This window comes from Paracoccus liaowanqingii, from assembly GCF_004683865.2.
In the GTDB taxonomy this organism is placed as follows: domain Bacteria; phylum Pseudomonadota; class Alphaproteobacteria; order Rhodobacterales; family Rhodobacteraceae; genus Paracoccus; species Paracoccus liaowanqingii.
Genome location: NZ_CP038439.1, coordinates 1,175,021 through 1,200,769, shown reverse-complemented (window position 1 = coordinate 1,200,769; position 25,749 = coordinate 1,175,021). Strand labels below are relative to the sequence as shown.

Below are 25,749 nucleotides of genomic sequence, written 5' to 3'. Positions count from 1 at the left end.
GCCCATCTGGCGGCCGCGGCCGTCGGCACTAGAAATGGCCGGATGAGGTGAAGGCGCGGATCGTGGCGGACACGGTGATGCCAAGCATGACCGTGAACACCCCGGCGCGGCGGCACCCCGCGACCGCAGACACAAGTATGGGCGGGCGGGGCCTCCTGACTAACCACGGAAGCATCAAAGTGCGAAAGGCCGTGCCAGTGCGCAGGATGCGGCGCGGGTGAATGGCAATCGCAAGCGGCTCGGCCTTTGACAAATGATAGAGGGACGGCACCGCGACTTCGATCCGGCCTCCGTTCGCTATCTCCAGTGCAATGAAATTTGCAAAACTTGTCGGCTGGCGATTTTTTCCAGGTCATACGGATAACGGCTCCACTCGCCGGCCGGGTCGTCGCTTGGCGCGCCCTTGCCCTCCGCAAAAGCATAGGCAGGCTGGACAGCCTGGACCAGGATGGCCGAGGGGATCACCGGCAGGTCGTTGCTGTTGCTCGGGGTGATGGTCAGGGTATGGTTATAGGGCGAGCCGGCCGAGGCGGCGCAGCCATGGAAGGGATCGTTCGGCATCACATGAGGGCTTTCCGTTGGTGCGCGGCTGCCCGGTCAGAGGCGGGGTCATGGCCGAGGGCGTCGATTTCGCGCTGGCGCTCGGGGCTGTAGGCGTGGTCGGCCTGACCGGTGTCGTCTTCGCTGCCGCCGTGCAGGGCCGCGAGGCGGTCGAGGTTGCGCGTTGCGCCAGCTCGATCTCGAGCAGGGTGGCGGCTCAGGTGGTCGCAGGCGTCCAGGACAGCCAGCCCGTGCTGATCTTGAAGAACTTGGATTAGGCGTCTTTCCAGGGGCGGGCAAGGGAGCGGGTCGTGGATCTATCGTCCTGGTCATCGCCTAGTGCCAGGAACAGCGCCAGCAGGGCTTCCAGGGCCGGCAGGACGGCCTTTGCCATCCCGGCCAGGGGGTAGCCCTTACAAGGGCCTCCAGCGAGCTCCTATCCGTCGCAGCAGCCCGCGGGATGGCTCGGATTGTCGCCGTGTCGAACTCTTCGATCTTTTGCAGCATGGCGGGCCAGCTGTTCCAGCGTCATGGCTGCCCGCAAGGTTGGGCGCAGCACCACGGCAATTTCGCCATGATGCAGGGTCACCTCATCCTTGTGGGTCAACCTCGGGGATATCTCCGGAGCGGTAGATGTCCTTAAAACCCGGCATATAACGGCCCACCCAGTAGCAGTCGTCCGAACAACTGAAGATCACGCCAGAACGAAAAAAGCTCAGCCGGAGAAACCAGCGTGAGCCTTTTGAGGTCGAAAACAGCGAGGCCGGGATAGTGTCGATGAGGGTCGCCTAGACATTTTTGTCTAATCCGTCTCCCCTCTAATCATAGGTATACAGTTAGTGAGTATTGAATATACACGTATAGAGGGGAGACGGGTTAGACTGTGGATATGGTCCGGCCCGGTATTTTTTCTTTAGAGGCTCTGGGAGGCACTTTAGAAGCCAGTCTTGCTTTTTGAGGTAGGTCGGCCACCCTCTACACCTTCAAGCAGCCCTGCGGCCTCTCAGAATGGCTCTCAGCGGCGCCTCAGGTGCGAAACTGACCCCGTCTGCTCTACAGGCTTGTGCCAAGCTACACTTTGCAGAGCGCGTTCGGTTCGGGCAGCAACCGACTGGCCAGATCCGCATTCTGCTCTGGAAAGGCGCCGATGGCACTCTCTGTGAATGCGCTTTCGCTGAGGTGGCCCACCGGGGCGGATGCTGCGCTAGGCAGGTAAGAATGGCAGCCTATATAGTTTCTTGCGTCGCGTCCGCCAGGCCGACGCCGTAGCTGCATAGTGTTGCGCAGGGCATGTTTTCAGGTTCGACACGCAAATCCGGGCGGAGGATCTGGTGCGGGGGTCGCAACGTGTAAGAAAGGGTCTGCCGCCCTACCTCCTCCAGTGCGGACGTTTGCCCACGAGCTCCTCAAATCTCATAGTGCAGCTCATCTCCAGGCACATTATGCCTGCTAGGCAACCCGCTCGTTAATGCGCTCGCAAGCATGACGAAGTCCTTCGGCGACAGTCCTTGTTCCGTCTTGCTCACCATTTAAATTCCTACCGCTCTCTCTGAACGAAAACTGCTGCTGAGCAACGAAAGAAGGCAAATCTCCGCCAATGGTCCATATTGGGCACTTCGATGCTGGAGCACCGCCCTTCGATTGTCGGATCAGAATTTGGATTGTCGCGTAAACTCAGCAGAATTAGAACCGCATCTGTGAATGGTGCATATTCGCTCATAGGCCATGCCAATGACCGTATTTGCTGGGAATTTCGTCGCGGAATGAGTTCTCTATTGCTTCCTCTCAGGAGAGCTTAGTTCCCTAAACGTTACAATTTTGGCTGTAAATGTTACCTGAAGTTAGTTTTACGTCACCGAAACTCGCCAAAACGAGACGACACGGTATTTGAATGGCGTTCGTTAACAATAGCGGTGGGTCCGCTCAGAAAGTTTGGTAGGGTCCCGACGCACCATCATTACTGGAGTCGTGATTTCCTAGGACTTCGCTCTTTCTGCGACTTGCCAAGACTTCGCCAGTCCAAAAAACAGCATCGTCAATCAGTGACTGGTTGCCCCTAAAAGTGATAATGATGCCCTATAGGAGAGATTACCTAAGCAAGCGCGGGCGAGTGCGGCGCAGGCAATGGCGATTAGGTGTCCGGGAAGAACGCCAAGGTGAACCGGAGGGTTGGCACCACCGGCCTTTAGGTTCAATGCTGCTCGCCGGCTGGACGAAGGACCCGCGCTGCGGCAGATCACCCACCCCGGCACGCCGCCTCCCGGATCGTCTGCGCAGGCACACGTTAAGGGAAGCGGCCCTACCGCATTGACCGGATCAGTTGCGTCCTTCAAGAGCCTATAAGTCAGGGGTTAGAATGTGTGCGGTTCTGCCTCCGAAGCTCCTGCTGCTCACGAAGACGCGCCATCTCCTCGTTGAAGCTGCGTTGGTCTTTCCGAGCTTCCGCCAGGATTGCTTCGATCTCGTCGAAACGGGCTTGCATCTGCTTTATGATCTCCAGGATCATCTCGTTGGTGACTTTGTCGCTCATGCTGGAAACACCTGCTGAAATATCGCCATCAGGCCAGCGCCTGCCGCAAGGGCAAGTATGATCGTTGACCATGGGGTCACTGTGCCCTGACGCCTCATGTCCAGCTCCTCAGTCACGCGTTTGCGCTCCTGAGCGATGACCCTGTTCAATTCTGCCCGTCGGCGGTCGAGCTCTGTGTTGGGTAGGCTCATGGCTTGCCCCGCCGTATGAGCCACATGCCGTAACCCATTCCGAGGATGAGAAGAAGCAGGCCCACGAACATGGCCCAGATTTCCGGGTCCCTGATAACGGTCTCGGCATAGTAGACGAATCCGTAGATCGCCCCAATGATGGCCGAAACGATGGCGACGGTGCGGAGGGGTATGCCCTCTGACCAGCAAAACCACCCGATCAGACCCAAGAGCACGACGCCCATTGCGCCGAAGAGGATCATCACAGCGGGGTCTGCCATTTTGCCCTCTCATTTCGCTCTTTTCGGACCCGCTCGTTGTGCTTGCGGATGCCACGGTCACTCCACCAATTCAAAGCAAGGCCAAAGATCAGGAAAGCGCCACCAAAGATTGCGGGGCCGTATTCGCCGGGGATGTTCATGGGTCAAGCCAATCGACCAGCTTGAAGATCCCGAACGCTGCCGCTCCAACGCCGACCAGGGCCAGGAGGCCAACAAGATCGTTCGCCGTCAAGGGGTCGGTTCTGGTCTCTCCGTCAAACACGCCCCAAGTCAGCATGGTAACCATCATCGTTGATTGGTCCATCACCTGTTCCTCCCGAATGTCAGAAGATCATTGACCTTGTCCACCATGCGGCAAAAGCCCTGTGCCACCTTGCTCTCGCTTGAAAGCGCCCAGAAAACGAACATTGTGCCCCCGGCGAAGGTGATCAACGCCAGCGCCATGAAAAGGTTTTCGTCGGGCGTCGGCGAGCGTATCCCACCGTCCAGAGCGCCGGAGGCCACCACGATCAACGGGACTGTTATTGCAGGGTCCACTACTTGCCCTTGTCCGGCTTGCCATGCTTCCGCTCAAACTGGCGATCATCCCACCAGTTCAGAGCCAGCACAAAAGCTCCAAAGATGACTGCAATCAGGGTGTAGCCATATTCCACAGGCATGGTCATAACTCAGGACCGGATCAGATAGACGGCGTAGGCCACAATCGCCACAGCCAATCCGCCGAACATCGCTATCGTGGTAGGATCGTCATACATCGCGTTTCTCCCTTTTCAGGTTCCACAGTATCACTTGTTGAACCACGCCCAAACCCATGCCGGTGAAAAGCCAGAGTGCTATAGGACCGCCGGACACTTCGCTTTTGTTCACCTCTTCAATCGCTGGCCCGAGCCCGCCGATACTCAACGTAATGAACCCCATGGCGGAACTAGAGGTTCCGAGAGCCTTCATTCGCTCCTTATGCGACAAACGTGGGTTCGATTTTGGTCGGGAGTGGAGGGTCCGGTCGGGGAATGCCTGCGGGGTCCCGAAGCATCTCCATCGCCTCTTCGCGTCTCTTCTACGACTTCGCACTTCCCGGCAGGCGACCTGCTGTTCCCAAGCGTAGTTGCTGAAATAGCCGCATAGATTCGTCTCAGATCGCAACAGACGAAAGAGACGACCATGCCCAATCCCTACGAGAACACCCCTGCCGCACTCTTCGTGCGCCGGCAGACCGAGTTGCTTCGCCATCGGAAGAAGCAGAAGGAGATTGCCCATGAGGCAGGCTTCATGACCCCAAACTTGATCACAATGATCAAAAATGGATCGACAAAAATTCCGCTCGACCGTGTTCCTGCCCTAGCGCGGGCACTTGAGACAGACCCAGCGTTCCTGATGCGTCTCACCCTGGAACAGGCAATCGGCCCGACCGCATCAGTTGCCGTCCTCGAAGTCTTCGGAACCGCGACAACCTTGAACGAGCGGGCTTGGCTCGAGGAGATTCGCGATGCCTCGGGCCAGACCGATCCGAAATTGACGGCCCGGTCGCGGACCGCTTTGCGCGCCATTTTCGGCAAGTAGGTTCGGTCTAACCATTGACGGGGGGGCTGTGCAGACCGGCAGCCTCCAGCAATGCAGGCGAACAGATGCCCGCCCCAGTCAGAACCCGCCGCAAATTAAGCCGTATCTCTAGGGAAAGCCAACGAACTATGTCGCGACGTTGTGCCTGAGAAGGCTTGGAATGCCCGTCAAAGGCCCATGTCACCCGCAATGGTCACCCACCCTGCTTTCGACGCACGAGTTCGCGCAAGAAGGGTTAAGAGCGATCAGCATCCACGTGCTTCGCACCGCCGGAGACGGTGTCTCGACGAGGCTTGCGACGTCCCCCGGGCAGCCTTTCGGGTGCAGGCATCTATTGTCTATCGACCGTCACGATCGTCGTCGGTGGCCGTTAGGCGCAACTGCAAACCGGTCGAACTGAAAAGGGTGTCCAGGCGACTGTTACCTGTTCGGCGACTATAACCAGATAGTAACAGCAAACGTCCGAGCCCACCATGACCCTGCCCGTCACCTTTGAAACGCTTCAAAAGATGCATCGCGTGGCGGCGGCCCTCGTGGTGGATGACCCTATCTACTTGCCTATCTTCGAGCGGATCGAAAAAGAACTCGCGCGAATGGATGACAAGAAAACCACCCTCGAGCGCGCTCGAGCCATCTTGGCCTCTCACAAGGCAGCGGCCTGAAGCATTTCCTGTTTCTGCGCGAGGCTTGCCCCGTCCCCATACCGCTCCCGCGTCAGACGGTGCCCGAACAGATCCCGTCTGATCCGGTCATCGATACCAGCCGCCAGCATGCGATCTTCGAAAGCATGGCGCAGCGAATACAGCACATGCCCCGGGCTCTCCATCAGCCCGTTCTCCCGCAGGAACTTGTTGACCGTGGCTGACAGGCTGGCGCTGCTGTCCCGATACCTCGGAAAGCCACTGGGAAAGGCTCGCATCGCCTCCAGCGACACGCCAAGCAGCGGCACCTTGCGCTGGGCATAGCTTGTCTTGACCTGACGCAGCTCTGCCTCGATCGAGATATGGGGCACGTTGTGCTCAAGGTGGATGGTGTTTTCAGTAAGCGCCGCCAGTTCCGATGGCCGGCAGCCGGTGTTGATCATGGCGAGAAGGATTGCCCGCGCTTCGGCGTTCAGTCCGTTCAGCGCTCCGGGGGCCAGTAGCTTATCGGTAATCCACGTGCGTGAGAAAGGAGGCCGCCGCTTGGCTTCGCTTTCCTTCAGCTTGAGATCGGTGAGAGGCAACACGAGGCCGAGGCGCTTCATCTTGTTCACAGTCTTCAAGACGTCGCCAAGGTGGATCAGGTCCTTGTTCGCACTGGCGGCTGCAAGATCTTCCTCCTCAATCCTCTCCAGCCACCAGTTGCGAAAGTCGAGCATGTCATCGCCGGTAATCTCTTGGATGGCCTTGTCGCCGATCACCTGGATGAGGTTTCCGATAGCCTTCTTCCGTGGGTTCTCCCACCTGCGAACCTGATCGGGCGCCTTGCCCAATCTCTTGTCTTTTGAAAGCGTCCAATAAAGCTCCAGGCACCGAGTGATCGTCAGGGGCGGTTCGGCGACGCCGCCGAGCAGGGCCGCCGCCTCGCGCTTGTCGAGTTTCTCGGAGTGTTCATCGAACCCGGAAATGGCGGCGAAGCGGTCGCGCAATTGCTCCAATGGGAGTTGCGCGACCTTGTCAGATCGCAAGAAACGGAAACCTTTGGCCTCAGCGAGATCACGGGCGGCCGCAAAACGCTGCTCGGCATCAGTCGTGTCACCTGCAAGTTTCGCTTCCAAGCCGGCGATGAATTGGTCCCAGACAGCAGCGGCTTTGACCACGGCAGCCGACATCGAATCCGTGTGCAGACTGAACGACACCAACTTGCGCGGCTCCACCGAAGCGTAACGCTTAGGGACCCTTCGCGTCAGATGGAGAACGCCTTTTTTCGAACCGGTGCGAGTTGCAATCACTATGGTCTGCCCTTGAGTTACAAGGCGCATGTAACACTGATTGTATGGCAAATTGTATAGCAGATTTCGACAACGACGCCCACATCGCCTAATAAACTCAGCAAATACAATAAAATAACAAAAACTGGCTGTAGTAAAATGGCGGAGACGAAGGGATTCGAACCCTCGAGACCCTTTCGGGCCTGCGCCCTTAGCAGGGGCGTGCCTTCGACCACTCGGCCACATCTCCGCCGACCCCTATATGGACATCGCGGAAGGGGGGCAAGGGGTTTTTCCGAGGACTTCGGGGCGACCTTCCCGGCCTCCACCCACCCCGGCGGCGGGGCCTTTTGTGACCGGCGGCCAGAGGCTTGGCCCCGTCCCCGCGTCGAAAACCGCCTGTGGCAGTTCGTCCCTCTGGCATCCGGGGCGGAACCGGGACAGGGTCGGGGCAAACCCAGGCTCACGCACGGATGGCCCCTCATGACCGAGATCTCGCGCCGCAAGTCGGACCATCTGCGCATCGTGGCCGAGGGACGCGGCGAACAGCAGGGGCTGGACAGCGGCTTCGACCGGGTCCGCTTCCAGCATCGAGCGCTGCCCGAGCTGGACATGGCGGCCATCGACTGCGGCACGCGCTTTCTGGGACGGGACATGGCCGCGCCGCTGCTGGTCTCGGCCATGACCGGGGGGCCGGACGAGGCCGAGCGCATCAACCGCCACATCGCCGAGGCCTGCGCGCAGCTGGGGCTGGCCCTCTCGGTCGGCTCGCAGCGCATCGCGGTCGAAGCGGGCGGCGCGGGGGGCCTGGGGGCCAGCCTGCGGGCGATCGCGCCGAAGATCCCGATCCTGGGCAATATCGGCGCGGTGCAGCTGAACTATGGCTTCGGGCTGGACGAGGCGCAGCGGGCGGTGGACATGATCGGCGCCGACGCGCTGATCCTGCACCTGAACCCGCTGCAGGAGGCGATCCAGGAGGGCGGCGACCGCGACTTCTCGGGCCTTCTGGCGCGCATCACGGCGCTGGCGGCGGCCCTGCCCGTCCCCCTGGGCGTCAAGGAGGTCGGCGCGGGCCTCTCTGCCCCTCTCGCCCGGCGGCTGATCGAGGCCGGCGTCACCATCCTGGATGTCGCGGGCGCGGGCGGGACCAGCTGGGCGCGGGTCGAGGCCGAGCGGGGCCCGGAGCGGCTGCAGGCGCTAGCCGCGCCCTTCCATGACTGGGGGATCCCCACGGCGACGGCGCTGCGGGGGGTGGCGCCGCTGATGCGGCCGGGCGGGGTGCTGATCGGCTCGGGTGGGGTGCGGCACGGGCTGGACGTGGCGCGCGCCATCCGGCTTGGCGCCGATCTGGCGGGACAGGCGGCGCGCGCCCTCCCCGCCGCCCGGGACAGCACCGAGGCGCTGGTCGATCACCTGCAGGACGTGATCACCCAGCTGCGCATTGCGATGTTCTGCACCGGATCGGGCGATCTGGCCGCGCTGCGACAGGCGCCCCTTTTGCAGATGCAGCCGGGCGGCCAATGGTCGCAAGCGGCGGGGATGGAAAAGGACGACGGAGAGGCGTAGCCTGACGCCAACGCCGAAAGAGGCAAGATGACCGACCAGACACATCACCGGCCCGACACTCTGACCGCCACCAACCTGGCCTTGGCGGGCGGCATCGTGCTGGCCTGGCTGGCGCTGCATGTCCATGCGCTGTGGTTCCTGGACGCCGCCGCCCATCCGGTGATCGCGGCGCTGAACTTTCTGGCGCTGACTTGGCTGTCGGTGGGGCTGTTCATCATCGCCCATGATGCCATGCACGGCGCCGTCGTGCCGGGGCGCCCGAGCGCCAATGCGGCGATCGGGTCGCTGGTGCTGTGGCTCTATGCCGGGTTCTCGTGGCGCAAGATGATCGTCAAGCACATGGCGCATCACCGCCATGCCGGGACCGACGACGATCCCGATTTCGACCATGGTGGACCGGTCCGCTGGTATGCCCGCTTCATCGGCACCTATTTCGGCTGGCGCGAGGGGCTGATCCTGCCCGTCATCGTCACCACCTATGCGCTGATCCTGGGGGACCGCTGGATGTATGTGGTGTTCTGGCCCCTGCCCTCGATCCTGGCGTCCATGCAGCTCTTCGTCTTCGGCACCTGGCTGCCGCACCGTCCGGGGCACGATCACTTCCCCGACCGCCACAACGCCCGGTCCTCGCGCATCAGCGATCCGCTGTCGCTGCTGACCTGCTTCCATTTCGGCGGCTATCACCACGAGCATCACCTGCATCCCACGGTGCCGTGGTGGCGCCTGCCAAGCACCCGCAAGACCGTCACAGACATGAAAGGCCCCCGCCCATGACCAACTTCCTGATCGTCGTGGCGACCGTCCTGGTGATGGAGCTGACCGCCTATTCCGTCCATCGCTGGATCATGCACGGCCCCTTGGGCTGGGGCTGGCACAAGTCGCACCACGAAGAGCATGACCACGCGCTGGAGAAGAACGACCTCTACGGTCTGGTCTTCGCGGTGATCGCCACGATCCTGTTCACCGTGGGCTGGATCTGGGCGCCGGTCCTCTGGTGGATCGCGCTTGGCATGACCGTCTACGGGCTGATCTATTTCGTGCTGCATGACGGGCTGGTCCACCAGCGCTGGCCCTTCCGTTACGTGCCCCGGCGCGGCTATGCCCGGCGGCTGTATCAGGCCCACCGGCTGCATCACGCGGTCGAGGGGCGGGACAAATGCGTCAGCTTCGGCTTCATCTATGCGCCGCCGGTCGACAAGCTGAAGCAGGACCTCAAGACCTCGGGTGTGCTGCGCGCCGAGACCCAGCCCCGCAATCGCGGGCCCGCTGCATGACCCCTGATCTTGTGGTGGCGGGCGCCGGTCTTGCGGGCGGGCTGATCGCGCTGGCCGTCCGCGCCGCCCGGCCCGACCTGCAGGTGCTGCTGCTGGACCGCGCTGCGGGGCCGGTCGACCGGCATACCTGGTCCTGCCACGACACCGACCTGTCGCCCGACTGGCTGGCCCGGCTGCGGCCCCTGCGCCGGGCCAGCTGGTCCGACCAGCAGGTCCGCTTTCCCAAGCATGCGCGGCGGATGCGGGCGGGCTATGGCTCGCTCGAGGATACCGCGCTGCTGGCGGCGGTGCAGGCGGCAGTCGCTCAGGTTCGCTGGAACAGCGACATCGCCGCGCTGGACGCCAAGGGCGCCACGCTGGCGGACGGCACCCGGATCGAGGCGGCCTGCGTGATCGACGCGCGGGGCGCCGAGCCCTCGCGCCATCTTGCCGTGGGCTTCCAGAAATTCGTCGGCATCGAGATCGAGACGGACGCCCCCCATGGCGTCACCCGCCCGCTGATCATGGACGGGACCGTGACGCAGCAGGACGGCTATCGCTTCATCTACCTGTTGCCCTTCTCGCCGACGCGCATCCTGATCGAGGACACGCGCTATTCCGATGGCGGCGATCTGGATGACGAGGCCCTGGCGCAGGCCTCGCACGACTACGCCCGGGACAAGGGCTGGACCGGCACCGAGATGCGGCGCGAACGCGGCATCCTTCCCATCGCGCTGGCCCATGACGCGCAGGGATTCTGGGACGATCACGCCTCGGGCGCGGTGCCCGTGGGGCTGCGGGCGGGGTTCTTCCACCCGGTCACCGGCTATTCCCTGCCCTATGCCGCGCGGGTGGCCGATGTGGTGGCCGCCCTGCCCGGCCCCCTGACGACCGACCGCCTGCGCCCCGCCCTACGCGACTTCGCGCTGGACCGCGCGCGGCAGGACCGCTTCCTGCGGCTTCTGAACCGCATGCTTTTTCGCGGCTGCGCGCCCGAGCGGCGTTATACCCTGCTGCAGCGCTTCTACCGCATGCCCGAAGGGCTGATCGAGCGGTTCTATGCCAGCACCCTGACCAATGCCGACCGGTTGCGCATCGTGACCGGCAAGCCCCCCATTCCGCTGCGCACGGCCTTCCGCTGCCTGCCCGAGCGTCCGCTTCTCAAGGAATTCGCATGACCCAGACCAAGACCGCCATCGTCATCGGCGCCGGATTCGGCGGGCTGGCCTTGGCCATCCGCCTGCAATCGGCGGGCATCGCCACCACGCTGGTCGAGGCGCGCGACAAGCCCGGCGGGCGGGCCTATGTCTGGCACGATCAGGGCCATGTCTTCGACGCCGGCCCCACCGTCATCACCGACCCCGATGCGCTGAAGGAGCTGTGGGCGCTGTCGGGGCAGGACATGGCGCGCGACGTGACCCTGATGCCGGTGTCGCCCTTCTACCGGCTGATGTGGCCGGGCGGGAAGGTCTTCGACTATGTCAACGAATCCGACCAGCTGGAACAGCAGATCGCCCGGTTCAACCCCGACGATCTGGAGGGCTATCGCCGGTTCCGCGACTATGCCGAAGAGGTCTATCAGGAGGGTTACGTCAAGCTGGGCACGGTGCCCTTCTTGAAGCTGGGCCAGATGCTGAAGGCCGCCCCCGCGCTGATGCGGCTGGAGGCGTACAAGTCGGTCCATGCCAAGGTCTCGACCTTCATCAAGGACCCGCATCTGCGGCAGGCGTTTTCCTATCACACCCTGCTGGTCGGCGGGAATCCGTTCTCGACCAGCTCGATCTATGCGCTGATCCATGCGCTGGAACGGCGCGGCGGCGTCTGGTTCGCCAAGGGCGGCACCAACCAGCTGATCAACGGCATGGTCGCGCTGTTCGAACGCTTGGGCGGACAGGTGATGCTGAACGCCAAGGTCGCCCGGATCGAGGTCGCGGGCAGCCGCGCCACCGGCGTCACGCTGGCCGACGGACGCCAGGTCGACTCCGACATGGTCGCCAGCAATGGCGATGTCATGCACAATTATCGCGATCTGCTGGGCCATACCCCGCGCGGTCAGTCCCGCGCGAAATCGCTGGACCGCAAGCGCTGGTCCATGTCTCTGTTTGTGCTGCATTTCGGCCTGCGCGAGGCGCCGAAGGACCTGGCCCACCACACCATCCTGTTCGGCCCCCGCTACAAGGAACTGGTGAACGAAATCTTCAAGGGCCCGAACCTGGCCGAGGATTTCTCGCTGTACCTGCATTCCCCCTGCACGACCGATCCGGAGATGGCGCCTCCGGGGATGTCGACGCATTACGTACTGGCCCCGGTGCCGCATCTGGGCCGCGCCGACATCGACTGGTCGGTCGAAGGGCCGCGCTATGCCGACCGCATCTTGGCCAGCCTCGAGGAACGGCTGATCCCCAACCTGCGCGCCAACCTGACCGTGCAGCGGATCTTTTCTCCGGCCGACTTCGCCAGCGAACTGGGCGCCCATCACGGCAGCGCTTTTTCCATCGAGCCGATCCTGACCCAATCGGCCTGGTTCCGGCCGCACAACCGCGACAAGACGATCCGCAACTTCTATCTGGTGGGCGCGGGCACCCATCCGGGCGCGGGCATCCCCGGCGTGGTCGGCAGCGCCAAGGCCACGGCTCAGGTGATCATGGCCGATCTGGAGACCGCATGAGCGATCTGGTCGCCACCTCGCAGACGGCCATCACCCAAGGCTCGCAAAGCTTCGCCACCGCCGCCAAGCTGATGCCGCCGGGCATCCGCGAGGATACGGTGATGCTGTATGCCTGGTGCCGCCACACCGATGACGTCATCGACGGGCAGGCTTTGGGCAGCCGCCCCGAGCTGGTGCAGGACCCTCAGGCGCGTCTGGACGACCTGCGCGCCATGACGCTGGCCGCATTGCATGGCGACGGGGCCGTGACCCCGCCCTTTGGGGCGCTGCGGGCGGTGGCGCGGCGGCACGATTTCCCCGACCGCTGGCCGCTGGACCTGATCGAGGGCTTCGCGATGGATGTCGAGGCGCGCGACTATCGCAGCCTCGATGACGTGCTGGACTATTCCTATCACGTCGCGGGGGTGGTGGGCGTGATGATGGCGCGCGTCATGGGCGTGCGCGACGACGCCGTTCTGGACCGAGCCTGCGATCTGGGGCTGGCCTTCCAGCTGACCAACATCGCCCGCGACGTGATCGACGACGCCGCCATCGGGCGCTGCTACCTGCCCGGCGACTGGCTGGAGGAGGCCGGGGCCACCGTCGAGGGCCCGCTGCCCTCGCCCCAGCTTTACGCGGTGATCCTGCGACTTCTGGATGCGGCGGACGGCTATTACGCCTCGGCGCGGGTGGGGCTGCCGCATCTGCCGCCGCGCTGCGCCTGGTCCATCGCGGCGGCGCTGCGCATCTATCGCGCCATCGGCCATCGCATCCGCAAGGGCGGGCCTGCGGCCTATCGCCAGCGGATCAGCACGTCCAAGCTGACCAAGCTGGGCCTGCTGAGCGCCGGGGGATGGGATGTGGCCCGCTCGCGCCTGTCGCGGCCTGCCGTCTCGCGCGATGGGCTGTGGACCCGGCCGCGCGCCTGACCGCTCAGGCGCTGGCGCGATAGGGCAGCACGCGTTCCAGCAGCGCCGCGATCTCGGGTGCCTGCAGCCGCTTGCTGCGCAGCATCGCATCCAGCTGCGCCCGGCTGGCCGCGTAATGGCGCGACACCTGCTGCAGATCGGCCACCGCCAGCAGCCCGCGCTTGGGGCCAGGCGCGGCCTGATCGCGGCCGGGCTCCTTGCCCAGGGCCTTGCTGTCGCCGATCACATCCAGCAGATCGTCATAGGACTGGAACACCCGGCCCAGCTGGCGGCCGAAGGCGATCATCTGGTCCTTGTCCTCGGCGTCGAAATCCTTGACGACGGCCAGCATCTCCAGCCCCGCCACGAACAGCACGCCGGTCTTCAGGTCCTGCTCGCGCTCGATCCCCGCATCGCTCTTGTCGGCATGCAGGTCCAGGTCCTGACCCGCGCACAGCCCCTGCGGCCCGAGCGCGCGCGTCAGGATCCGCACCAGCTGCGCCCGCGTCGCGCCATCGGCGCCCCGCGCGGTGGCCAGCACCGCCATCGCCTCGGTGATCAGCGCGATCCCGGCCAGCAGCGCCCGGCTTTCGCCATGGGCGATATGGGTCGCGGGCTGGCCCCGGCGCAGCGCGGCGTCGTCCATGCAGGGCATGTCGTCGAAGACCAGCGAGGCGGCATGGACCATCTCGATCGCGCAGGCGGCGTCGACCATCGTCTCGCCCACCCCGCCCGAGGCATCGGCGGCCAGCAGCAGCAGCATCCCCCGGAAGCGCTTGCCCGAGGACAGGACCGCGTCGCGCATGGCCCGACCAAGCGGGTCGGACACGGCGTCGAAGCCCCGCGAGATGTCCTGCAATCGGGTCTGCAGCAGGTCCTGGTGAAGGGTGTCGACGTCTCGTCTCATCAGTACCTGCGCGCTTGGGTTCCGACCGGGGCGGGATGGCAGCGTCCCGGGAAGTGATCCCCGATCGTCGCCGTCAACATGGGGCCATCGTGGATCGGTTCACCGCCGATTGCACGTCTTTTCGACAGGCAGACAGTCGCGCGCGGCATTTTGTCCCGCAGCCCGTCCGCCGGGCTTTCGGGGACCGCGCGGGGCCTCAATGCGTCCAGGTGGCCCGGCGGTCTGTGGCGAAATTCTCGCCATAGCCGCGCGGGCGGACATTGGCGGCGCGGCGGTGCGGTTCCTGCACGACGAAATCCAGACCGTGGTCGCGGGCGTAATCCTCGGCCTGCTTGCGGCTGTCGAAGCGCAGGCGGACCTGGCTCTGCGTGTCCTCGCTGCTGGTCCAGCCCATCAGCGGGTCGATCTCGCGCGCGTCCGCGGGCGGGAATTCCAGCACCCATCCCTTGGTCTTGGCGGTGCCGGACTGCATCGCGGTGCGGGCGGGCTGATAGATGCGCACGATCATGGGATGTCCTTCGGGAAAAGCTGTCTCCGTATATCGCCAATCCCGCCTGCCGGATCAAGCCCCCCGGAACATCGCGCGGGGCCCCGCGTTGCCCGTGACATCGCCAAAGGAGGACCTTCCGATGACCAGACGCATGATCGCCCCCGCCCTGACCGCCCTGCTGCTGTCCGCAGGCGCCGTTGCCGCGCAGGACGCCCAACCCATGGGCCACGAGGCCACCGGGCCCGATCTGAGCACCCTGGGCGGCGCCTTCTCGGCCAGCGTCCAGGGCCCCGAGGGCACGGACCACGGCTCGATCACCGTGCAGCCGACCCCGTCGGGCGTCAGCGTCGTGACGCTGGCCCTGACCGACCTGCCCCCGGGCATCGTCGCCGTGCACCTGCACCAGACCGGCGCCTGCGACGCCCCCGACTACGAGACCGCCGGCGGCCATCTGGCGCTGGACGGCGAGGAGCATGGCGTGCTGTCCGAGAACGGCCCCCATATCGGCGACATGCCGAACCTGCACGTGCCCGAAAGCGGCGCGGTGATGGTCGAGCATTTCATCCCCGGCCTGAGCGCCGAGGTGCTGGATGACGAGGACGGCACCGGCTTCATCATTCACGCTCATGCCGACGACTATCAGGGCCAGCCCGCCGGCCATGCCGGACCCCGTCTGGCCTGCGGCGTGCTGAGCGCCGCCGAGTGAGGCGACAGGCGGCGCCCGGACCCACCGGGCGCCGCCTGCCCTAGTCCGGGGCGGTGGGCGACAGGTCCGGCAGATCGAAGAAGGCCGTCGACAGCTCGACCACTCCGCTGCGCTTGTCCATCAGGCAGACCGCCAGCTCGGGCAGGCTCCCTGCCCCTTCGCCCCACGTGGTCACAAGGGCCACCGCGAACCCCTCGGATCCGATCTCGTTCGGCGTGACGGTGACCGCGGCGCCGGGGGCCGCAGCCTCTCCCATCAGCTGGCATTCGCTGATCAGCCGGTCGCGCAGCGCCTCCCATGCCTCTTCGCTGGAGGCGTGGCCCATCGCGGGCCAGAGGGCCGCCAGCGCCAGCAGCGCTTTCTGTCCTGATCGTTTCATGCAAGGGTCTCCGGGAACCAGTTCCGTGCCGACAGGTTGGCACTGACGACCGACCTTGTCATATGAGAGAGACGTGATCATGACCCTTCTGCCCGTCGCCCGGATGTCGATGATCGCAGCCCCCCTGCTGCTGGCCCTCGGGGCCTGCGCGGGCAATCCCTATGACATCCCCGCCACGCAATGCAGCCCGGCCCAGCACCAGGCACTGGTCGGCCGCAATGTGGGCGAGGTCTTCCTGCCGCCGAACCTGCGCAAGCGCGAGGTCGGGCCCGACGGCGTCATGACGCGCGACTACAATCCCGCGCGCCTGACCATGTTCCTCGACGCCAAGGGCTGGATCACCCGCGTCGCCTGCGGCTAGCGCCCGCGCTTCGAGCGCTTGTTGCCGCCGCGCTGGCCCGCCCGGCCCGCGGTCGAGCGGCCCGAGGACCGCACCGCCGCCTCGGCCGCGTCGTCGATGACCGACTGACGCGCCATCGGATCGTCCGAGATCGCCAGATCGACCGCCTCCAGCCGCTTGACCTCGTCGCGCAGCCGCGCGGCATCCTCGAAGTCCAGGTTCTCGGCCGCCTTGCGCATCTGGCTGCGCATCGCGTCCAGATGGGCGGCCAGGTTGGCGCCGATCAGCGGCTTGTCCACCTTGGTCGTGATGCGCGACTGGTCGGTATCGCCCGCCCAGAGGCCCGCCAGCACGTCCTCGACATTCTTGCGCACGGTCTGGGGCGTGATGCCGTGCAGCTCGTTATAGGCCATCTGCTTTTCGCGGCGGCGTTCGGTTTCCGCCATGGCGCGTTCCATGCTGCCGGTGATGCGGTCGGCATACATGATGACGCGGCCATCCTCGTTCCGGGCCGCGCGCCCGATGGTCTGGATCAGCGAGGTCTCGGACCGCAGGAAGCCCTCCTTGTCGGCGTCCAGGATCGCCACCAGCCCGCATTCGGGAATGTCCAAGCCCTCGCGCAGCAGGTTGATGCCCACCAGCACGTCGAAGGCGCCAAGGCGCAGGTCGCGCAGGATCTCGATCCGCTCGATCGTGTCGATATCACTGTGCATGTAGCGGATCTTGATGCCCTGCTCGTGCAGGTATTCGGTCAGATCCTCGGCCATGCGCTTGGTCAGGGTGGTGACCAGCGTGCGGTATCCGGCGGCGGTGACGCGGCGCACCTCGTCCAGCAGGTCGTCGACCTGCATCTCCACGGGCCGGATCTCGATCCTGGGGTCCAGAAGGCCGGTGGGACGGATGATCTGTTCGGTGAAGACGCCGCCGGTCTGGTCCATCTCCCATTGCGCGGGGGTCGCGGACACAAAGACCGATTGCGGCCGCATCGCGTCCCATTCCTCGAACTTGAGGGGGCGGTTGTCCATGCAGCTGGGCAGGCGGAAGCCGTGTTCGGCCAGCGTGAACTTGCGCCGGAAGTCGCCGCGATACATGCCGCCGATCTGCGGGACCGAGACGTGGGATTCGTCGGCGAAGACGATGGCCGTGTCTGGGATGAATTCGAACAGCGTGGGGGGCGGCTCTCCGGGCGCGCGACCGGTCAGGTAGCGGGAATAGTTCTCGATGCCGTTGCAGACCCCGGTCGCCTCCAGCATCTCGATGTCGAAGGCCGTGCGCTGTTCCAGGCGTTGCGCCTCCAGCAGCTTGCCCTCTTCGGTCAGCTGCTTCAGGCGCATGGCCAGTTCCTGCTTGATGCCCTTGATGGCCTGCTGCAGCGTCGGGCGCGGCGTCACATAGTGGCTGCTGGCATAGATGCGGATCTGCTTGAAGCTGTCGGTCTTGACCCCGGTCAGCGGATCGAACTCGGTGATCGCCTCCAGCTCGTTGCCGAAGAAATCGAACCGCCACGCGCGGTCCTCAAGGTGGGCGGGCCAGACCTCGACCAGATCGCCGCGCACCCGGAAGGCGCCGCGCTGGAAGCTGGTGTCCAGCCGCTTGTACTGCTGCGCCACCAGCTGGGCCAAGAACTCGCGCTGGTCATAGCTGGTCCCCACGACCATGTCCTGCGTCATCGCCGAATAGGTCTCGACCGAGCCGATGCCATAGATGCAGCTGACCGAGGCCACGATGATCACATCGTCGCGTTCCAGCAGCGCCCGGGTGGCCGAATGGCGCATCCGGTCGATGGCCTCGTTGATCTGGCTTTCCTTCTCGATATAGGTGTCCGAGCGCGCGACATAGGCCTCGGGCTGGTAGTAGTCGTAATAGCTGACGAAGTACTCGACCGCATTGTCGGGGAAGAAGCCCTTGAATTCTCCGTACAACTGCGCGGCCAGCGTCTTGTTGGGCGCCAAGATGATCGCGGGGCGCTGCGTGGCCTCGATGATCTTGGCCATGGTGAAGGTCTTGCCGGTGCCGGTGGCGCCCAGCAGCACCTGATCGCGTTCCCCGCCGGTGACGCCCGCCACCAGTTCCTTGATGGCCGAGGGCTGGTCGCCTGCCGGTTCGAACTCGCTTTTCAGCACGAAGCGCTTGCCGCCCTCCAGCTTGGGGCGGGTCACTTCGACAGGGCGCATCACGGGCGCGTTGGTGTTGTTATGGCCCATGGGGTTCCCGATCCGTTCGAAACTCACCCCAAGATGTGTCGGCCCGCGCCCGGTTTCAACCGCGTTTCAGACGCGACGGCTGAAGTTCGGTCCAGCCCTCGCCGCCGGACAGCTCGTCGGCCAGGATCTCGGCGGTGACGGGGCCCAGGGTGAACCCCTGATGCCCATGCCCGAAATGCCCCCAGAGGTTCGGCTGGTCGGGGATCCGCCCCACCACGGGCAGCATGTCGGGCATGCAGGGGCGGCGGCCGGTCCAGGGTTCGGCCTCGACCGGGGCGCCCACGTCGAACAACTCGCGCGCGGCCTTCTCGCCGTGGCGCAGCTGCGGGGGCGACAGGCGGGGATGAGGGGTCAGTTCGGCGGCGGTGGCGATGCGCAAGCCCCGGCGCATGGGGGACATCACCACCGAGTTGCCGAAATCGGCGATCGGGTGATGGGGCGGCAGCTCCATGTGGTAGTGGCGGTGATAGCCGCGCTTGAAGACCATCGGCACCTTCAGCCCGAAGCGCTCGGTCAGCATCGGCGACCATGGCCCGAGGGCGATGACGGCATGTTCGCCCTCGGCCTCGTCGGCGACCCAGGCCGCGCCCTTGCGGTGCAGATCGCCCGCATCGCCGTTCACGATCCGCCCGCCGTTCTTCTGGAACAGCGCCGCATAGCTGGCGACCAGACCGCCCGGATCGGCGCAGTTCCAGCTGTCGGACCAATGGGTCGCGCCCTCGACCTCGGTCCGGATCGACGGCTCCATCGCGCGCAGCTCGGCCCCGGTCATCAGCCGCGCCTGCACGCCGAATTCGGTGGCGAAGCGCTCGGCCGTCTTGCGGGCCTTGTCCATGCGGGCGGGGGTGCGGTGGATCTCGACATAGCCGTTGCGGCGGATGATGTTGTCCGCGCCCGAAGCGGCGATCAGCGGCGCATGCCGGTCGGTCGACTGCCGGATCAGCTTGCCCCAGGTGACCGAGGCGCGCTTGTGCGCCGCAGGCCGAGAATTCCACGCATAGGTGGCGACCGCGCCCAGCTGGGACAGCAGGCCCTGCGGCGTCCATTTCACGTCATAGCCGCGCCCCATGGCGATCTGCAGCAGCGCGCCGGGGGCCAGCGGCATGGCATAGGGCTCGACCGCCTCGGTCTGGATCAGGCCCGCATTGCCATAGCTGGTCTCGCGCCCGGGCGTGCCGCGTTCCACGATGGTGACGTCATGGCCGCGCGCCTGCAGCGCCAAGGCCGTCGAGACGCCCACCATTCCCGCACCCAGAACCAGAACCTCGGCCATTGCTGCCCCCATTGCTGACGATGGGTCAGAAATGCAGACATTCCCGGGATCGGGCAAGATTTATCGGGGGTTCTTCGAGACCCTGCCGAATCTTTGCAAGATTCAGGCGAAAAGCTCGCGGCAGAAGGTCAATCCTTCGACCAGCGCGTCCACTTCTGCCTGCGTGTTGTACATCCCGAAGCTGGCGCGGGCGCTGGCAGAGACGCCCATGAACTCCATCAGCGGCATCGCGCAATGGCTGCCCGCGCGCACCGCGATCCCCTTCTTGTCGAGGATGGTCGAGATGTCATGCGCATGCGCCCCCTCCATCGTCATCGAGAAGATCGCGCCCTTGTCCGCCGCATCGCCGTGGATCTGCAGCCAGTTGAGGCTGCGCAACCGGTCGCGGGCATAGTCGCGCAAGGCGCGCTCGTGCGCGGCGATATTGTCCATCCCCAGCTCCATCATGTAGTCCAGCGCGGCGCCCAGGCCGATCTGGTTCACGATGCCCGGCGTGCCCGCCTCGAAGCGCAGCGGCGGGTCGGCATAGGTGATGACGTCGCGCCCCACGGTGCGGATCATGTCGCCGCCGCCCATGAAGGGGCGCATCTCGGCCTGACGGTCGGCCTTGATCCAGATCGCGCCCGACCCCGAGGGGCCATACAGCTTGTGCCCGGTGATGCAGTAGAAATCCGCACCGAGCGTCGACAGGTCCACCCGCATGTGCACCGCCGCCTGCGATCCGTCGACGACCAGCGGCAGGTCGGTGCCCGCGCGGATCGCGGCGATGTCGACCACGGTGCCGGTGACGTTGGACATGTGGGTGACGGCGATCATCTTGGTGCGCGGGGTGATCGCGGCCAGCACCTTTTCGGCGGGCAGGCTGCCATCGGGGTCCGGCTCGACCCAGTTCAGCACCACGCCCTGCCGCTCGCGCAGGAAATGCCACGGCACGATGTTGGCATGATGTTCCATGACCGACAGCAGGATCTCGTCGCCCGCCTGCAGGCGCGGGGCGGCCCAGCCATAGCTGACCATGTTCAGCGCCTCGGTCGAGCCGGAGGTGAAGATCACCTCGTCCTCGCGCGGGGCGTTCAGGAAGCGCGCGATGGTGGCGCGGACCCGTTCGTAATTATCGGTGGCCAGGTTCGACAGGTAATGCAGGCCCCGGTGGACATTGGCATATTCGCCCTCATAGGCGCGGCTGATCGCGTCGATCACCACGCGGGGCTTCTGCGCGCTGGCGCCATTGTCCAGATAGACGAGGGGCTTGCCGTTCACCTGCCGGGACAGGATCGGAAAGTCGGCGCGGACGGCCTGAACGTCAAAGCTCATTGCGGCATCTCCGGCATGAGGCCCATCGCGGCCATGAGGAAGGACAGCACGAAACCCATCACCAGCAGCGTGCCGAACATCACCAGAAGCACCTTGGGCCCGCTGGTGAAGCCGTGCAGCGCCTTGGTGAACTGGACCGTCAGCCACAGGAACATCGCGATGGCCAGGATCCCCAGGATGCCCGCCGCGGCCGGTAGCACCAGCGACAGCACGATCTGGATCACCTGCACGATCAGCAGCATGACCTCGATCCAGACGGTCAGCAGCAGCGCGTCCTCGAAACGGCCGGTGCCGCCGAACATGCGCCCGATGCCGGTCATCAGCCCGGCGCCCAAGACGATCGCCACCAACTGCAGCCCGGCCAGGACCAGCGGCTGCTCGCTGATGGTGAAGACCGTCGCGGCCTCGCCCTCGGGCACGGAAAAGATCAGCGTCGAGACATAGGCCAGCAGGCCCGACAGCGACACGGCCAGCGCCAGTGCCATCCAGCGCAGCTGCATCGGCCATCCCTGCCCGATCAGCAGGGCGGCAGCGGCCTGGGGGTCGCGCAGGGTCTGTCCGACCAGCGCCTTGAAATCGTCAAAGGTCATGTGCGTCTTGCCAACGCCGCGATCCCGGCGCCCCAGATGATGAAAAATCCCAGGCCCGCCACGGTGCGGGTCAGGGTCAGTGCGGCGGAGGGACCGATCAGCCCCGCCACCATCCCGGCCAGCAGCGTCGCCGGAGAGGCCGCCAGCAGCGCCCAGAACAGCGCCAGCCGGGCGTGGCGCGGGTCCAGCCGCCATGGGGTCAGCCGCGACAGCAGTCCGGTCAGCCCCGCCACCCCATAGGCCAGCAGCGGTATCATGAAGATCGTGCCCATCGCCGCCCCGGCGATCCGGGCGTCCAGCGGGACCGAGGGGTCCAGCTGCGCCGCCCGGGCTAGCCCCGGCGCCTGCCCGATCAGCGTGATCAGCATGGCCAGCATCAGCACGACCAGCAGCACCCGGTCGGGCATCCCCGACAGGCCCCGCACCACCCGGCGCGGCGCCCACCAGCTTTCCAGCACGCGCAGCACCATGCCGCCGCGCGGGCGGCCTAGTTCAGCGGTTGGTCGGTCAGCCACGCGTCCAGCCGTTCGTTGATCTCGTCCCGCAGGCTTTCATCCTCGACCTCCTGCAGCGCGTCGGCCAGGAAGGACAGCACCAGGAACACGATGGCCCGGTCGCGCGGCACCCCGCGAGAGCGCAGGTAGAACAGCGCCTCGTCGTCGATCGCCCCGGTGGTCGAGCCGTGCGAGCATTTCACGTCGTCGGCATAGATCTCCAGCTCGGGCTTGGCCAGGAACTGGCTGGCCTCGTCCAGCAGCAGCGCCTGGCTGATCTGGTAGCCGTCGGTCTTCTGCGCGCCCTGCTTGACCAGGATCTTGCCTTGGAACACGCCGGTCGCACCGTTGCGCAGCACCTTCTTGAAGACCTGGCGGCTTTCGCCGCGCAGCCCCGCATGGGTGATGAAGACCGTGTCGTCGTGGTGGAACGGCCCGACATGGCCGTCGCCCATCACCGCCGCCGCGATATGCGCCACGGCATCGTCGCCGACCATGTCGATGACCGCCTCGTGGCGCATCTGGCGCCCGTTCACGGCAAGGGTGAAGCTTTTCAGCGACGCCTCGTCCTGGACGCGGGCGAACAGGTGCGACAGGCCGACCTTGGGATCGTTGGCGCGCTTGGCGGCGATGTGGTGCAGCTTGGCGCCCGGCGCCAGATCCGCCTCGATCACGCCGTTGGAGCGCGCGCCGACCGTCCCGCTTTCCAGCAGCGTCAGCTCGGCGCCCGCCTCGACGCGGATGACATGGTGCCAGACCGCATCCGCCGCATCCGTCCCGCGCCGGTGCAGCACATGCACGGGCTTGGAGGGCGTGCCGGTCACGCGGATCAGCAGCCCGTCGCGGGCGGCGGCGGTGTTGAGCACCGCGAAGGGACGGCGGACCGGGAACTGGCCCGCAGCCTCCAGCGTGCCGTACAGATCCTCGGCCCAGTGGCCTGCACCCGCATCCGCCAGCACGGTGATCTCGACCCCGTCCAGCGCCGGATCGTCCGAGGCGGCGGCGTCGAAGACACCGTCCACGAAGACCAGCGTCAGCTTGTCGCGCGATGCGAACAGGGGCGATTCCGGGCCGCCGACGATGGGCAGGGCCTGCGCCTCGGGGGCATTGAACGGTCGCGGATCGGTATAGCGCCAGTATTCGTCGCGGGGGGCGGGCAGGCCCATGGCGCGCAGCCGCGCCAAGGCATCGATCCGCGCCGCCATGGCAAAGCCGTCGCGCGGCAGGTCGAGCGCGGCCACACGTGCGTCCAGCGTACCCGCCGCCTTGGGCGTGCCGCTGACCTGCGGGGTCACCTCGTCGATGGGTTTGACAGCCAGATCGGGCATCAGCCGGCCTCCGCCAGAAGATCGCCATAGCCGTTCTCTTCGACTTCCAGCGCCAGTTCCGGGCCGCCCGACTTGATGATGCGGCCATTGGACAGGATGTGGACGACGTCCGGCTTGATGTGATCCAGCAGGCGCTGGTAATGCGTGATGACCAAGAAGCTGCGGTCGGGGCCGCGCAGGGCGTTCACACCCTCGGCCACCAGCCGCATCGCGTCCACGTCCAGACCGCTGTCGGTCTCGTCCATGATGCACATGCGCGGCTCCAGCATGGCCATCTGCAGGATCTCGTTGCGCTTCTTCTCGCCACCCGAGAAGCCCACATTGACGGGACGCTTCAGCATGTCGGGGTTGATCTGCAGATCGGCGGCCTTGGCGCGCACGACCTTCAGGAACTCGCCCGCGGTCAGCTCGGCCTCGCCGCGCGCCTTGCGCTGCGCATTCACGGCCGTGCGCAGGAAGGTCATGTTGCCGACGCCGGGGATCTCGACCGGGTACTGGAAGGCCAGGAACAGGCCTGCCGCCGCACGCTCCTCGGGCTCCATGTCCAGCAGGCTGGCGCCGTCCAGGCTCGCCTCGCCCTCGGTCACGACATAACCGTCGCGGCCCGACAGGACATAGGACAGGGTGGACTTGCCCGACCCGTTCGGACCCATGATCGCGTGGACCTGACCGGCAGGAACCTCCAGCGTCAGGCCCTTCAGGATCGCCTTGTCCTCGTCCTCAAGTTTCACATGCAGGTTGTTGATTTTCAGCATAATATCCTCAAACGGCGAAAGCGCCGCAGGGGCGCCGTGAAGGGTATGCGGCCGGGCACAGGGGCCCGGCCGAAGGGGATCAGCCGACCGATCCCTCCAGCGAGATCGCGACCAAGGCCTGCGCTTCCATGGCGAATTCCATGGGCAGCGCCTGCAGGACCTCGCGGCAGAAGCCGTTGACGACCAGCGCCACAGCCTCTTCCTCGTCCATCCCGCGCGAGCGGCAGTAGAACAGCTGGTCGTCGTCGACCTTGCTGGTCGTCGCCTCGTGCTCGACCCGGCTCGAGTTGTTCTTGACCTCGATATAGGGGACCGTATGCGCCCCGCACTTGTCGCCGATCAGCAGGCTGTCGCACTGGGTATAGTTGCGGCTGTTCGTGGCGCGCGGGTGCATCGACACGAGGCCGCGATAGGTGTTCTGCGCCTGCCCGGCCGAGATGCCCTTGGACACGATCCGCGACCGGGTGTTCTTGCCCAGATGGACCATCTTGGTGCCCGTGTCGGCCTGCTGCCAGTTGTTCGCGATGGCGATGGAATAGAACTCGCCCTGGCTTTCGTCGCCGCGCAGGATGCAGGAGGGGTATTTCCACGTGATCGCGGACCCCGTCTCGACCTGCGTCCACATGACCTTGGCCCGCGCCTCGCGGCAATCGGCCCGCTTGGTCACGAAGTTGTAGATGCCGCCCTTGCCGTCCTCGTCGCCCGGAAACCAGTTCTGGACGGTCGAGTACTTGATCTCGGCATCCTCCAGGATCACCAATTCAACGACCGCCGCGTGCAGCTGGGTCGTGTCGCGCTTGGGGGCGGTGCAGCCTTCCAGATAGCTGACCGAGGCGCCCTTGTCGGCGATGATCAGGGTCCGTTCGAACTGGCCGGTATTCTCCGCATTGATGCGGAAATAGGTCGACAGCTCCATCGGGCATTTCACGCCGGGCGGGATGTAGACGAACGAGCCATCCGAAAACACCGCGCTGTTCAGCGTCGCGAAGTAGTTGTCGGATTGCGGGACGACCGTGCCCAGGTATTTCTTCACCAGCTCGGGATGCTCGCGGATCGCCTCGCTGATGGAACAGAAGATGACCCCGGCCTTGGCCAGCTCGTCCTTGAATGTCGTGCCCAAGCTGACGCTGTCGAAGACGGCGTCGACGGCCACGCGGCGGCCCTCGGCGGGGGCGTTCTCGGCCCCCTCGACGCCCGCCAGGATCATCTGCTCGCGCAGCGGGATGCCCAGCTTGTCATAGGTCGCCAGCAGCTTGGGATCGACCTCGTCCAGGGATTTGGGCTTCTCCTCCATGCTTTTCGGGCGGGCATAGTAGTACTGGTCCTGATAGTCGATGACCGGATAGTTCAGCATCGCCCATTTCGGTTCGGTCATGGTGACCCACCGGCGATAGGCCTCAAGCCGCCATTCGGTCATCCAGTCCGGCTCTTTGTTCTTGGCCGAGATCAGGCGGACGATGTCCTCGTTCACGCCCTTGGGCGCGTAGTCCATCTCGATCTCGGTATTCCAGCCGTATTTGTAGCTGCCCATGTTCTGCACGGCCTCGACCGTTTCGCGGTCGACGCCTTCGCGCACATCAAGATCGGTGGCTTCCGTCATCG

Annotated in this window: 32 protein-coding genes and 1 tRNA gene; 11 read left to right on the top strand and 22 right to left on the bottom strand. The window is 65.3% G+C overall.

The window, feature by feature from the left end:
• Positions 1 to 297: 297 nt before the first annotated feature.
• A complete protein-coding gene (locus E4191_RS05725; RefSeq protein WP_135312557.1) occupies positions 298 to 561 on the bottom strand; it encodes a spike base protein, RCAP_Rcc01079 family in 264 nt (87 codons plus the stop codon).
• Positions 562 to 611: 50 nt separating this feature from the next.
• Between E4191_RS05725 and E4191_RS05720 the strand changes: the two genes are divergently transcribed.
• Positions 612 to 818 (top strand): hypothetical protein, encoded by a 207-nt coding sequence (locus E4191_RS05720; protein WP_135312556.1) that lies wholly within the window; start codon positions 612 to 614, stop codon positions 816 to 818.
• A 158-nt stretch (positions 819 to 976) separates the two neighbouring features.
• Here the strand turns inward: E4191_RS05720 and E4191_RS23665 are convergent, their stop codons facing one another.
• The 8 genes from E4191_RS23665 to E4191_RS05700 all read right to left on the bottom strand — a co-directional run bounded on the left by E4191_RS23665 (position 977) and on the right by E4191_RS05700 (position 4,469).
• The gene (locus tag E4191_RS23665) at positions 977 to 1,129 is read right to left on the bottom strand and encodes a hypothetical protein (protein ID WP_176562636.1); all 153 of its coding nucleotides are present in this window, start codon (positions 1,127 to 1,129) and stop codon (positions 977 to 979) included.
• Positions 1,130 to 2,884: 1,755 nt separating this feature from the next.
• Entirely contained in the window at positions 2,885 to 3,070 is a 186-nt protein-coding gene (locus tag E4191_RS05715) for a hypothetical protein (RefSeq protein WP_135312555.1), read from the bottom strand.
• A gap of 187 nt (positions 3,071 to 3,257) precedes the next feature.
• Positions 3,258 to 3,521, bottom strand: a complete 264-nt coding sequence (locus E4191_RS05710) for a hypothetical protein (RefSeq protein ID WP_135312554.1) — start codon at positions 3,519 to 3,521, stop codon at positions 3,258 to 3,260.
• Positions 3,503 to 3,661 carry a hypothetical protein gene (locus E4191_RS23660; RefSeq protein ID WP_176562635.1) on the bottom strand — a complete coding sequence of 53 codons (159 nt, stop codon included), beginning with the start codon at positions 3,659 to 3,661 and terminating at the stop codon, positions 3,503 to 3,505. The genes E4191_RS05710 and E4191_RS23660 overlap by 19 nt, the downstream gene beginning before the upstream one ends.
• On the bottom strand, positions 3,658 to 3,825 hold the full coding sequence (locus E4191_RS23655; RefSeq protein ID WP_176562634.1) for a hypothetical protein: 168 nt from the start codon (positions 3,823 to 3,825) through the stop codon (positions 3,658 to 3,660). Before E4191_RS23655 ends, E4191_RS23660 begins: the two co-directional genes overlap by 4 nt.
• Positions 3,825 to 4,034, bottom strand: coding sequence for a hypothetical protein (locus E4191_RS05705; RefSeq protein ID WP_135312553.1), 210 nt, complete (start codon positions 4,032 to 4,034; stop codon positions 3,825 to 3,827). The genes E4191_RS23655 and E4191_RS05705 overlap by 1 nt, the downstream gene beginning before the upstream one ends.
• A gap of 23 nt (positions 4,035 to 4,057) precedes the next feature.
• Complete coding sequence (locus E4191_RS24535; RefSeq protein ID WP_269436664.1) at positions 4,058 to 4,186, bottom strand: hypothetical protein; 129 nt, start codon at positions 4,184 to 4,186, stop codon at positions 4,058 to 4,060.
• Positions 4,187 to 4,268: 82 nt separating this feature from the next.
• Positions 4,269 to 4,469, bottom strand: a complete 201-nt coding sequence (locus tag E4191_RS05700; protein WP_135312552.1) for a hypothetical protein — start codon at positions 4,467 to 4,469, stop codon at positions 4,269 to 4,271.
• 213 nt (positions 4,470 to 4,682) lie between these two features.
• Between E4191_RS05700 and E4191_RS05695 the strand changes: the two genes are divergently transcribed.
• Positions 4,683 to 5,081 (top strand): helix-turn-helix domain-containing protein, encoded by a 399-nt coding sequence (locus tag E4191_RS05695; RefSeq protein ID WP_135312551.1) that lies wholly within the window; start codon positions 4,683 to 4,685, stop codon positions 5,079 to 5,081.
• Between the two features lie 473 nt (positions 5,082 to 5,554).
• Positions 5,555 to 5,743 (top strand): hypothetical protein, encoded by a 189-nt coding sequence (locus tag E4191_RS05690; protein ID WP_135312550.1) that lies wholly within the window; start codon positions 5,555 to 5,557, stop codon positions 5,741 to 5,743.
• On the opposite strand, the gene E4191_RS05685 is transcribed toward E4191_RS05690, so the two are convergent.
• Both E4191_RS05685 and E4191_RS05680 read right to left on the bottom strand, forming a co-directional pair.
• Complete coding sequence (locus tag E4191_RS05685; RefSeq protein ID WP_135312549.1) at positions 5,725 to 7,044, bottom strand: tyrosine-type recombinase/integrase; 1,320 nt, start codon at positions 7,042 to 7,044, stop codon at positions 5,725 to 5,727. The two genes, E4191_RS05690 and E4191_RS05685, sit on opposite strands and share 19 nt — an antisense overlap.
• A gap of 109 nt (positions 7,045 to 7,153) precedes the next feature.
• A tRNA-Ser gene (locus E4191_RS05680) sits at positions 7,154 to 7,243 on the bottom strand.
• A 233-nt stretch (positions 7,244 to 7,476) separates the two neighbouring features.
• Between E4191_RS05680 and fni the strand changes: the two genes are divergently transcribed.
• From fni to E4191_RS05650, 6 genes are read left to right on the top strand one after another with little or no spacing between them, the layout of a single operon-like run.
• Positions 7,477 to 8,559: a type 2 isopentenyl-diphosphate Delta-isomerase gene (gene fni, locus E4191_RS05675; RefSeq protein ID WP_135312548.1), complete on the top strand. Its 1,083-nt coding sequence runs from the start codon at positions 7,477 to 7,479 to the stop codon at positions 8,557 to 8,559.
• A 27-nt stretch (positions 8,560 to 8,586) separates the two neighbouring features.
• A complete protein-coding gene (locus E4191_RS05670) occupies positions 8,587 to 9,333 on the top strand; it encodes a fatty acid desaturase (protein WP_135312547.1) in 747 nt (248 codons plus the stop codon).
• Positions 9,330 to 9,833, top strand: coding sequence for a sterol desaturase family protein (locus E4191_RS05665; RefSeq protein ID WP_135312546.1), 504 nt, complete (start codon positions 9,330 to 9,332; stop codon positions 9,831 to 9,833). Before E4191_RS05670 ends, E4191_RS05665 begins: the two co-directional genes overlap by 4 nt.
• A complete protein-coding gene (crtY, locus tag E4191_RS05660; RefSeq protein WP_176562633.1) occupies positions 9,830 to 10,990 on the top strand; it encodes a lycopene beta-cyclase CrtY in 1,161 nt (386 codons plus the stop codon). The genes E4191_RS05665 and crtY overlap by 4 nt, the downstream gene beginning before the upstream one ends.
• Positions 10,987 to 12,480 (top strand): phytoene desaturase, encoded by a 1,494-nt coding sequence (locus tag E4191_RS05655; protein ID WP_135312544.1) that lies wholly within the window; start codon positions 10,987 to 10,989, stop codon positions 12,478 to 12,480. The genes crtY and E4191_RS05655 overlap by 4 nt, the downstream gene beginning before the upstream one ends.
• The gene (locus E4191_RS05650; RefSeq protein ID WP_135312543.1) at positions 12,477 to 13,388 is read left to right on the top strand and encodes a phytoene/squalene synthase family protein; all 912 of its coding nucleotides are present in this window, start codon (positions 12,477 to 12,479) and stop codon (positions 13,386 to 13,388) included. The genes E4191_RS05655 and E4191_RS05650 overlap by 4 nt, the downstream gene beginning before the upstream one ends.
• A 4-nt stretch (positions 13,389 to 13,392) precedes the next feature.
• On the opposite strand, the gene E4191_RS05645 is transcribed toward E4191_RS05650, so the two are convergent.
• Positions 13,393 to 14,274 (bottom strand): polyprenyl synthetase family protein, encoded by an 882-nt coding sequence (locus tag E4191_RS05645; RefSeq protein WP_135312542.1) that lies wholly within the window; start codon positions 14,272 to 14,274, stop codon positions 13,393 to 13,395.
• Between the two features lie 196 nt (positions 14,275 to 14,470).
• Positions 14,471 to 14,782, bottom strand: a complete 312-nt coding sequence (locus tag E4191_RS05640) for an ETC complex I subunit (protein ID WP_135312541.1) — start codon at positions 14,780 to 14,782, stop codon at positions 14,471 to 14,473.
• A 121-nt stretch (positions 14,783 to 14,903) separates the two neighbouring features.
• Between E4191_RS05640 and E4191_RS05635 the strand changes: the two genes are divergently transcribed.
• On the top strand, positions 14,904 to 15,470 hold the full coding sequence (locus E4191_RS05635; protein WP_168217370.1) for a superoxide dismutase family protein: 567 nt from the start codon (positions 14,904 to 14,906) through the stop codon (positions 15,468 to 15,470).
• A 40-nt stretch (positions 15,471 to 15,510) separates the two neighbouring features.
• On the opposite strand, the gene E4191_RS05630 is transcribed toward E4191_RS05635, so the two are convergent.
• A complete protein-coding gene (locus tag E4191_RS05630; protein ID WP_135312539.1) occupies positions 15,511 to 15,849 on the bottom strand; it encodes a hypothetical protein in 339 nt (112 codons plus the stop codon).
• 79 nt (positions 15,850 to 15,928) lie between these two features.
• On the opposite strand from E4191_RS05630, the gene E4191_RS05625 reads away from it, so the two are divergent.
• Positions 15,929 to 16,210 (top strand): I78 family peptidase inhibitor, encoded by a 282-nt coding sequence (locus tag E4191_RS05625; protein WP_135312538.1) that lies wholly within the window; start codon positions 15,929 to 15,931, stop codon positions 16,208 to 16,210.
• Here E4191_RS05625 and uvrB read toward each other — a convergent pair.
• The 8 genes from uvrB to sufB form a co-directional block, all read right to left on the bottom strand.
• Complete coding sequence (gene uvrB, locus E4191_RS05620) at positions 16,207 to 18,393, bottom strand: excinuclease ABC subunit UvrB (protein WP_135312537.1); 2,187 nt, start codon at positions 18,391 to 18,393, stop codon at positions 16,207 to 16,209. The two genes, E4191_RS05625 and uvrB, sit on opposite strands and share 4 nt — an antisense overlap.
• Before the next feature lie 55 nt (positions 18,394 to 18,448).
• Positions 18,449 to 19,666, bottom strand: a complete 1,218-nt coding sequence (locus tag E4191_RS05615; RefSeq protein WP_135312536.1) for an NAD(P)/FAD-dependent oxidoreductase — start codon at positions 19,664 to 19,666, stop codon at positions 18,449 to 18,451.
• Between the two features lie 102 nt (positions 19,667 to 19,768).
• Positions 19,769 to 20,980 (bottom strand): aminotransferase class V-fold PLP-dependent enzyme, encoded by a 1,212-nt coding sequence (locus tag E4191_RS05610; protein WP_135312535.1) that lies wholly within the window; start codon positions 20,978 to 20,980, stop codon positions 19,769 to 19,771.
• Positions 20,977 to 21,570, bottom strand: coding sequence for a Yip1 family protein (locus tag E4191_RS05605; protein WP_135312534.1), 594 nt, complete (start codon positions 21,568 to 21,570; stop codon positions 20,977 to 20,979). The genes E4191_RS05610 and E4191_RS05605 overlap by 4 nt, the downstream gene beginning before the upstream one ends.
• Entirely contained in the window at positions 21,567 to 22,085 is a 519-nt protein-coding gene (locus tag E4191_RS05600) for a hypothetical protein (protein WP_228461574.1), read from the bottom strand. The genes E4191_RS05605 and E4191_RS05600 overlap by 4 nt, the downstream gene beginning before the upstream one ends.
• Positions 22,058 to 23,392, bottom strand: a complete 1,335-nt coding sequence (locus E4191_RS05595; RefSeq protein WP_135312533.1) for a SufB/SufD family protein — start codon at positions 23,390 to 23,392, stop codon at positions 22,058 to 22,060. Before E4191_RS05595 ends, E4191_RS05600 begins: the two co-directional genes overlap by 28 nt.
• Positions 23,392 to 24,147, bottom strand: coding sequence for a Fe-S cluster assembly ATPase SufC (gene sufC / locus E4191_RS05590; RefSeq protein WP_135312532.1), 756 nt, complete (start codon positions 24,145 to 24,147; stop codon positions 23,392 to 23,394). Before sufC ends, E4191_RS05595 begins: the two co-directional genes overlap by 1 nt.
• Positions 24,148 to 24,226: 79 nt before the next feature.
• Positions 24,227 to 25,747 (bottom strand): Fe-S cluster assembly protein SufB, encoded by a 1,521-nt coding sequence (sufB, locus tag E4191_RS05585; RefSeq protein WP_135312531.1) that lies wholly within the window; start codon positions 25,745 to 25,747, stop codon positions 24,227 to 24,229.
• Positions 25,748 to 25,749: the final 2 nt, after the last annotated feature.

Coding starts and splice junctions, on each gene's coding strand:
- E4191_RS05725 (WP_135312557.1), bottom strand. CDS start 561: ATGCCGAACGATCCCTTCCATGGCTGCGCCGCCTCGGCCGGCTCGCCC.
- E4191_RS05720 (WP_135312556.1), top strand. CDS start 612: ATGGCCGAGGGCGTCGATTTCGCGCTGGCGCTCGGGGCTGTAGGCGTG.
- E4191_RS05715 (WP_135312555.1), bottom strand. CDS start 3,070: ATGAGCGACAAAGTCACCAACGAGATGATCCTGGAGATCATAAAGCAG.
- E4191_RS05710 (WP_135312554.1), bottom strand. CDS start 3,521: ATGGCAGACCCCGCTGTGATGATCCTCTTCGGCGCAATGGGCGTCGTG.
- E4191_RS23660 (WP_176562635.1), bottom strand. CDS start 3,661: ATGAACATCCCCGGCGAATACGGCCCCGCAATCTTTGGTGGCGCTTTC.
- E4191_RS23655 (WP_176562634.1), bottom strand. CDS start 3,825: ATGGACCAATCAACGATGATGGTTACCATGCTGACTTGGGGCGTGTTT.
- E4191_RS24535 (WP_269436664.1), bottom strand. CDS start 4,186: ATGACCATGCCTGTGGAATATGGCTACACCCTGATTGCAGTCATCTTT.
- E4191_RS05700 (WP_135312552.1), bottom strand. CDS start 4,469: ATGAAGGCTCTCGGAACCTCTAGTTCCGCCATGGGGTTCATTACGTTG.
- E4191_RS05695 (WP_135312551.1), top strand. CDS start 4,683: ATGCCCAATCCCTACGAGAACACCCCTGCCGCACTCTTCGTGCGCCGG.
- E4191_RS05690 (WP_135312550.1), top strand. CDS start 5,555: ATGACCCTGCCCGTCACCTTTGAAACGCTTCAAAAGATGCATCGCGTG.
- E4191_RS05685 (WP_135312549.1), bottom strand. CDS start 7,044: ATGCGCCTTGTAACTCAAGGGCAGACCATAGTGATTGCAACTCGCACC.
- fni (WP_135312548.1), top strand. CDS start 7,477: ATGACCGAGATCTCGCGCCGCAAGTCGGACCATCTGCGCATCGTGGCC.
- E4191_RS05670 (WP_135312547.1), top strand. CDS start 8,587: ATGACCGACCAGACACATCACCGGCCCGACACTCTGACCGCCACCAAC.
- E4191_RS05665 (WP_135312546.1), top strand. CDS start 9,330: ATGACCAACTTCCTGATCGTCGTGGCGACCGTCCTGGTGATGGAGCTG.
- crtY (WP_176562633.1), top strand. CDS start 9,830: ATGACCCCTGATCTTGTGGTGGCGGGCGCCGGTCTTGCGGGCGGGCTG.
- E4191_RS05655 (WP_135312544.1), top strand. CDS start 10,987: ATGACCCAGACCAAGACCGCCATCGTCATCGGCGCCGGATTCGGCGGG.
- E4191_RS05650 (WP_135312543.1), top strand. CDS start 12,477: ATGAGCGATCTGGTCGCCACCTCGCAGACGGCCATCACCCAAGGCTCG.
- E4191_RS05645 (WP_135312542.1), bottom strand. CDS start 14,274: ATGAGACGAGACGTCGACACCCTTCACCAGGACCTGCTGCAGACCCGA.
- E4191_RS05640 (WP_135312541.1), bottom strand. CDS start 14,782: ATGATCGTGCGCATCTATCAGCCCGCCCGCACCGCGATGCAGTCCGGC.
- E4191_RS05635 (WP_168217370.1), top strand. CDS start 14,904: ATGACCAGACGCATGATCGCCCCCGCCCTGACCGCCCTGCTGCTGTCC.
- E4191_RS05630 (WP_135312539.1), bottom strand. CDS start 15,849: ATGAAACGATCAGGACAGAAAGCGCTGCTGGCGCTGGCGGCCCTCTGG.
- E4191_RS05625 (WP_135312538.1), top strand. CDS start 15,929: ATGACCCTTCTGCCCGTCGCCCGGATGTCGATGATCGCAGCCCCCCTG.
- uvrB (WP_135312537.1), bottom strand. CDS start 18,393: ATGGGCCATAACAACACCAACGCGCCCGTGATGCGCCCTGTCGAAGTG.
- E4191_RS05615 (WP_135312536.1), bottom strand. CDS start 19,666: ATGGCCGAGGTTCTGGTTCTGGGTGCGGGAATGGTGGGCGTCTCGACG.
- E4191_RS05610 (WP_135312535.1), bottom strand. CDS start 20,980: ATGAGCTTTGACGTTCAGGCCGTCCGCGCCGACTTTCCGATCCTGTCC.
- E4191_RS05605 (WP_135312534.1), bottom strand. CDS start 21,570: ATGACCTTTGACGATTTCAAGGCGCTGGTCGGACAGACCCTGCGCGAC.
- E4191_RS05595 (WP_135312533.1), bottom strand. CDS start 23,392: ATGCCCGATCTGGCTGTCAAACCCATCGACGAGGTGACCCCGCAGGTC.
- sufC (WP_135312532.1), bottom strand. CDS start 24,147: ATGCTGAAAATCAACAACCTGCATGTGAAACTTGAGGACGAGGACAAG.
- sufB (WP_135312531.1), bottom strand. CDS start 25,747: ATGACGGAAGCCACCGATCTTGATGTGCGCGAAGGCGTCGACCGCGAA.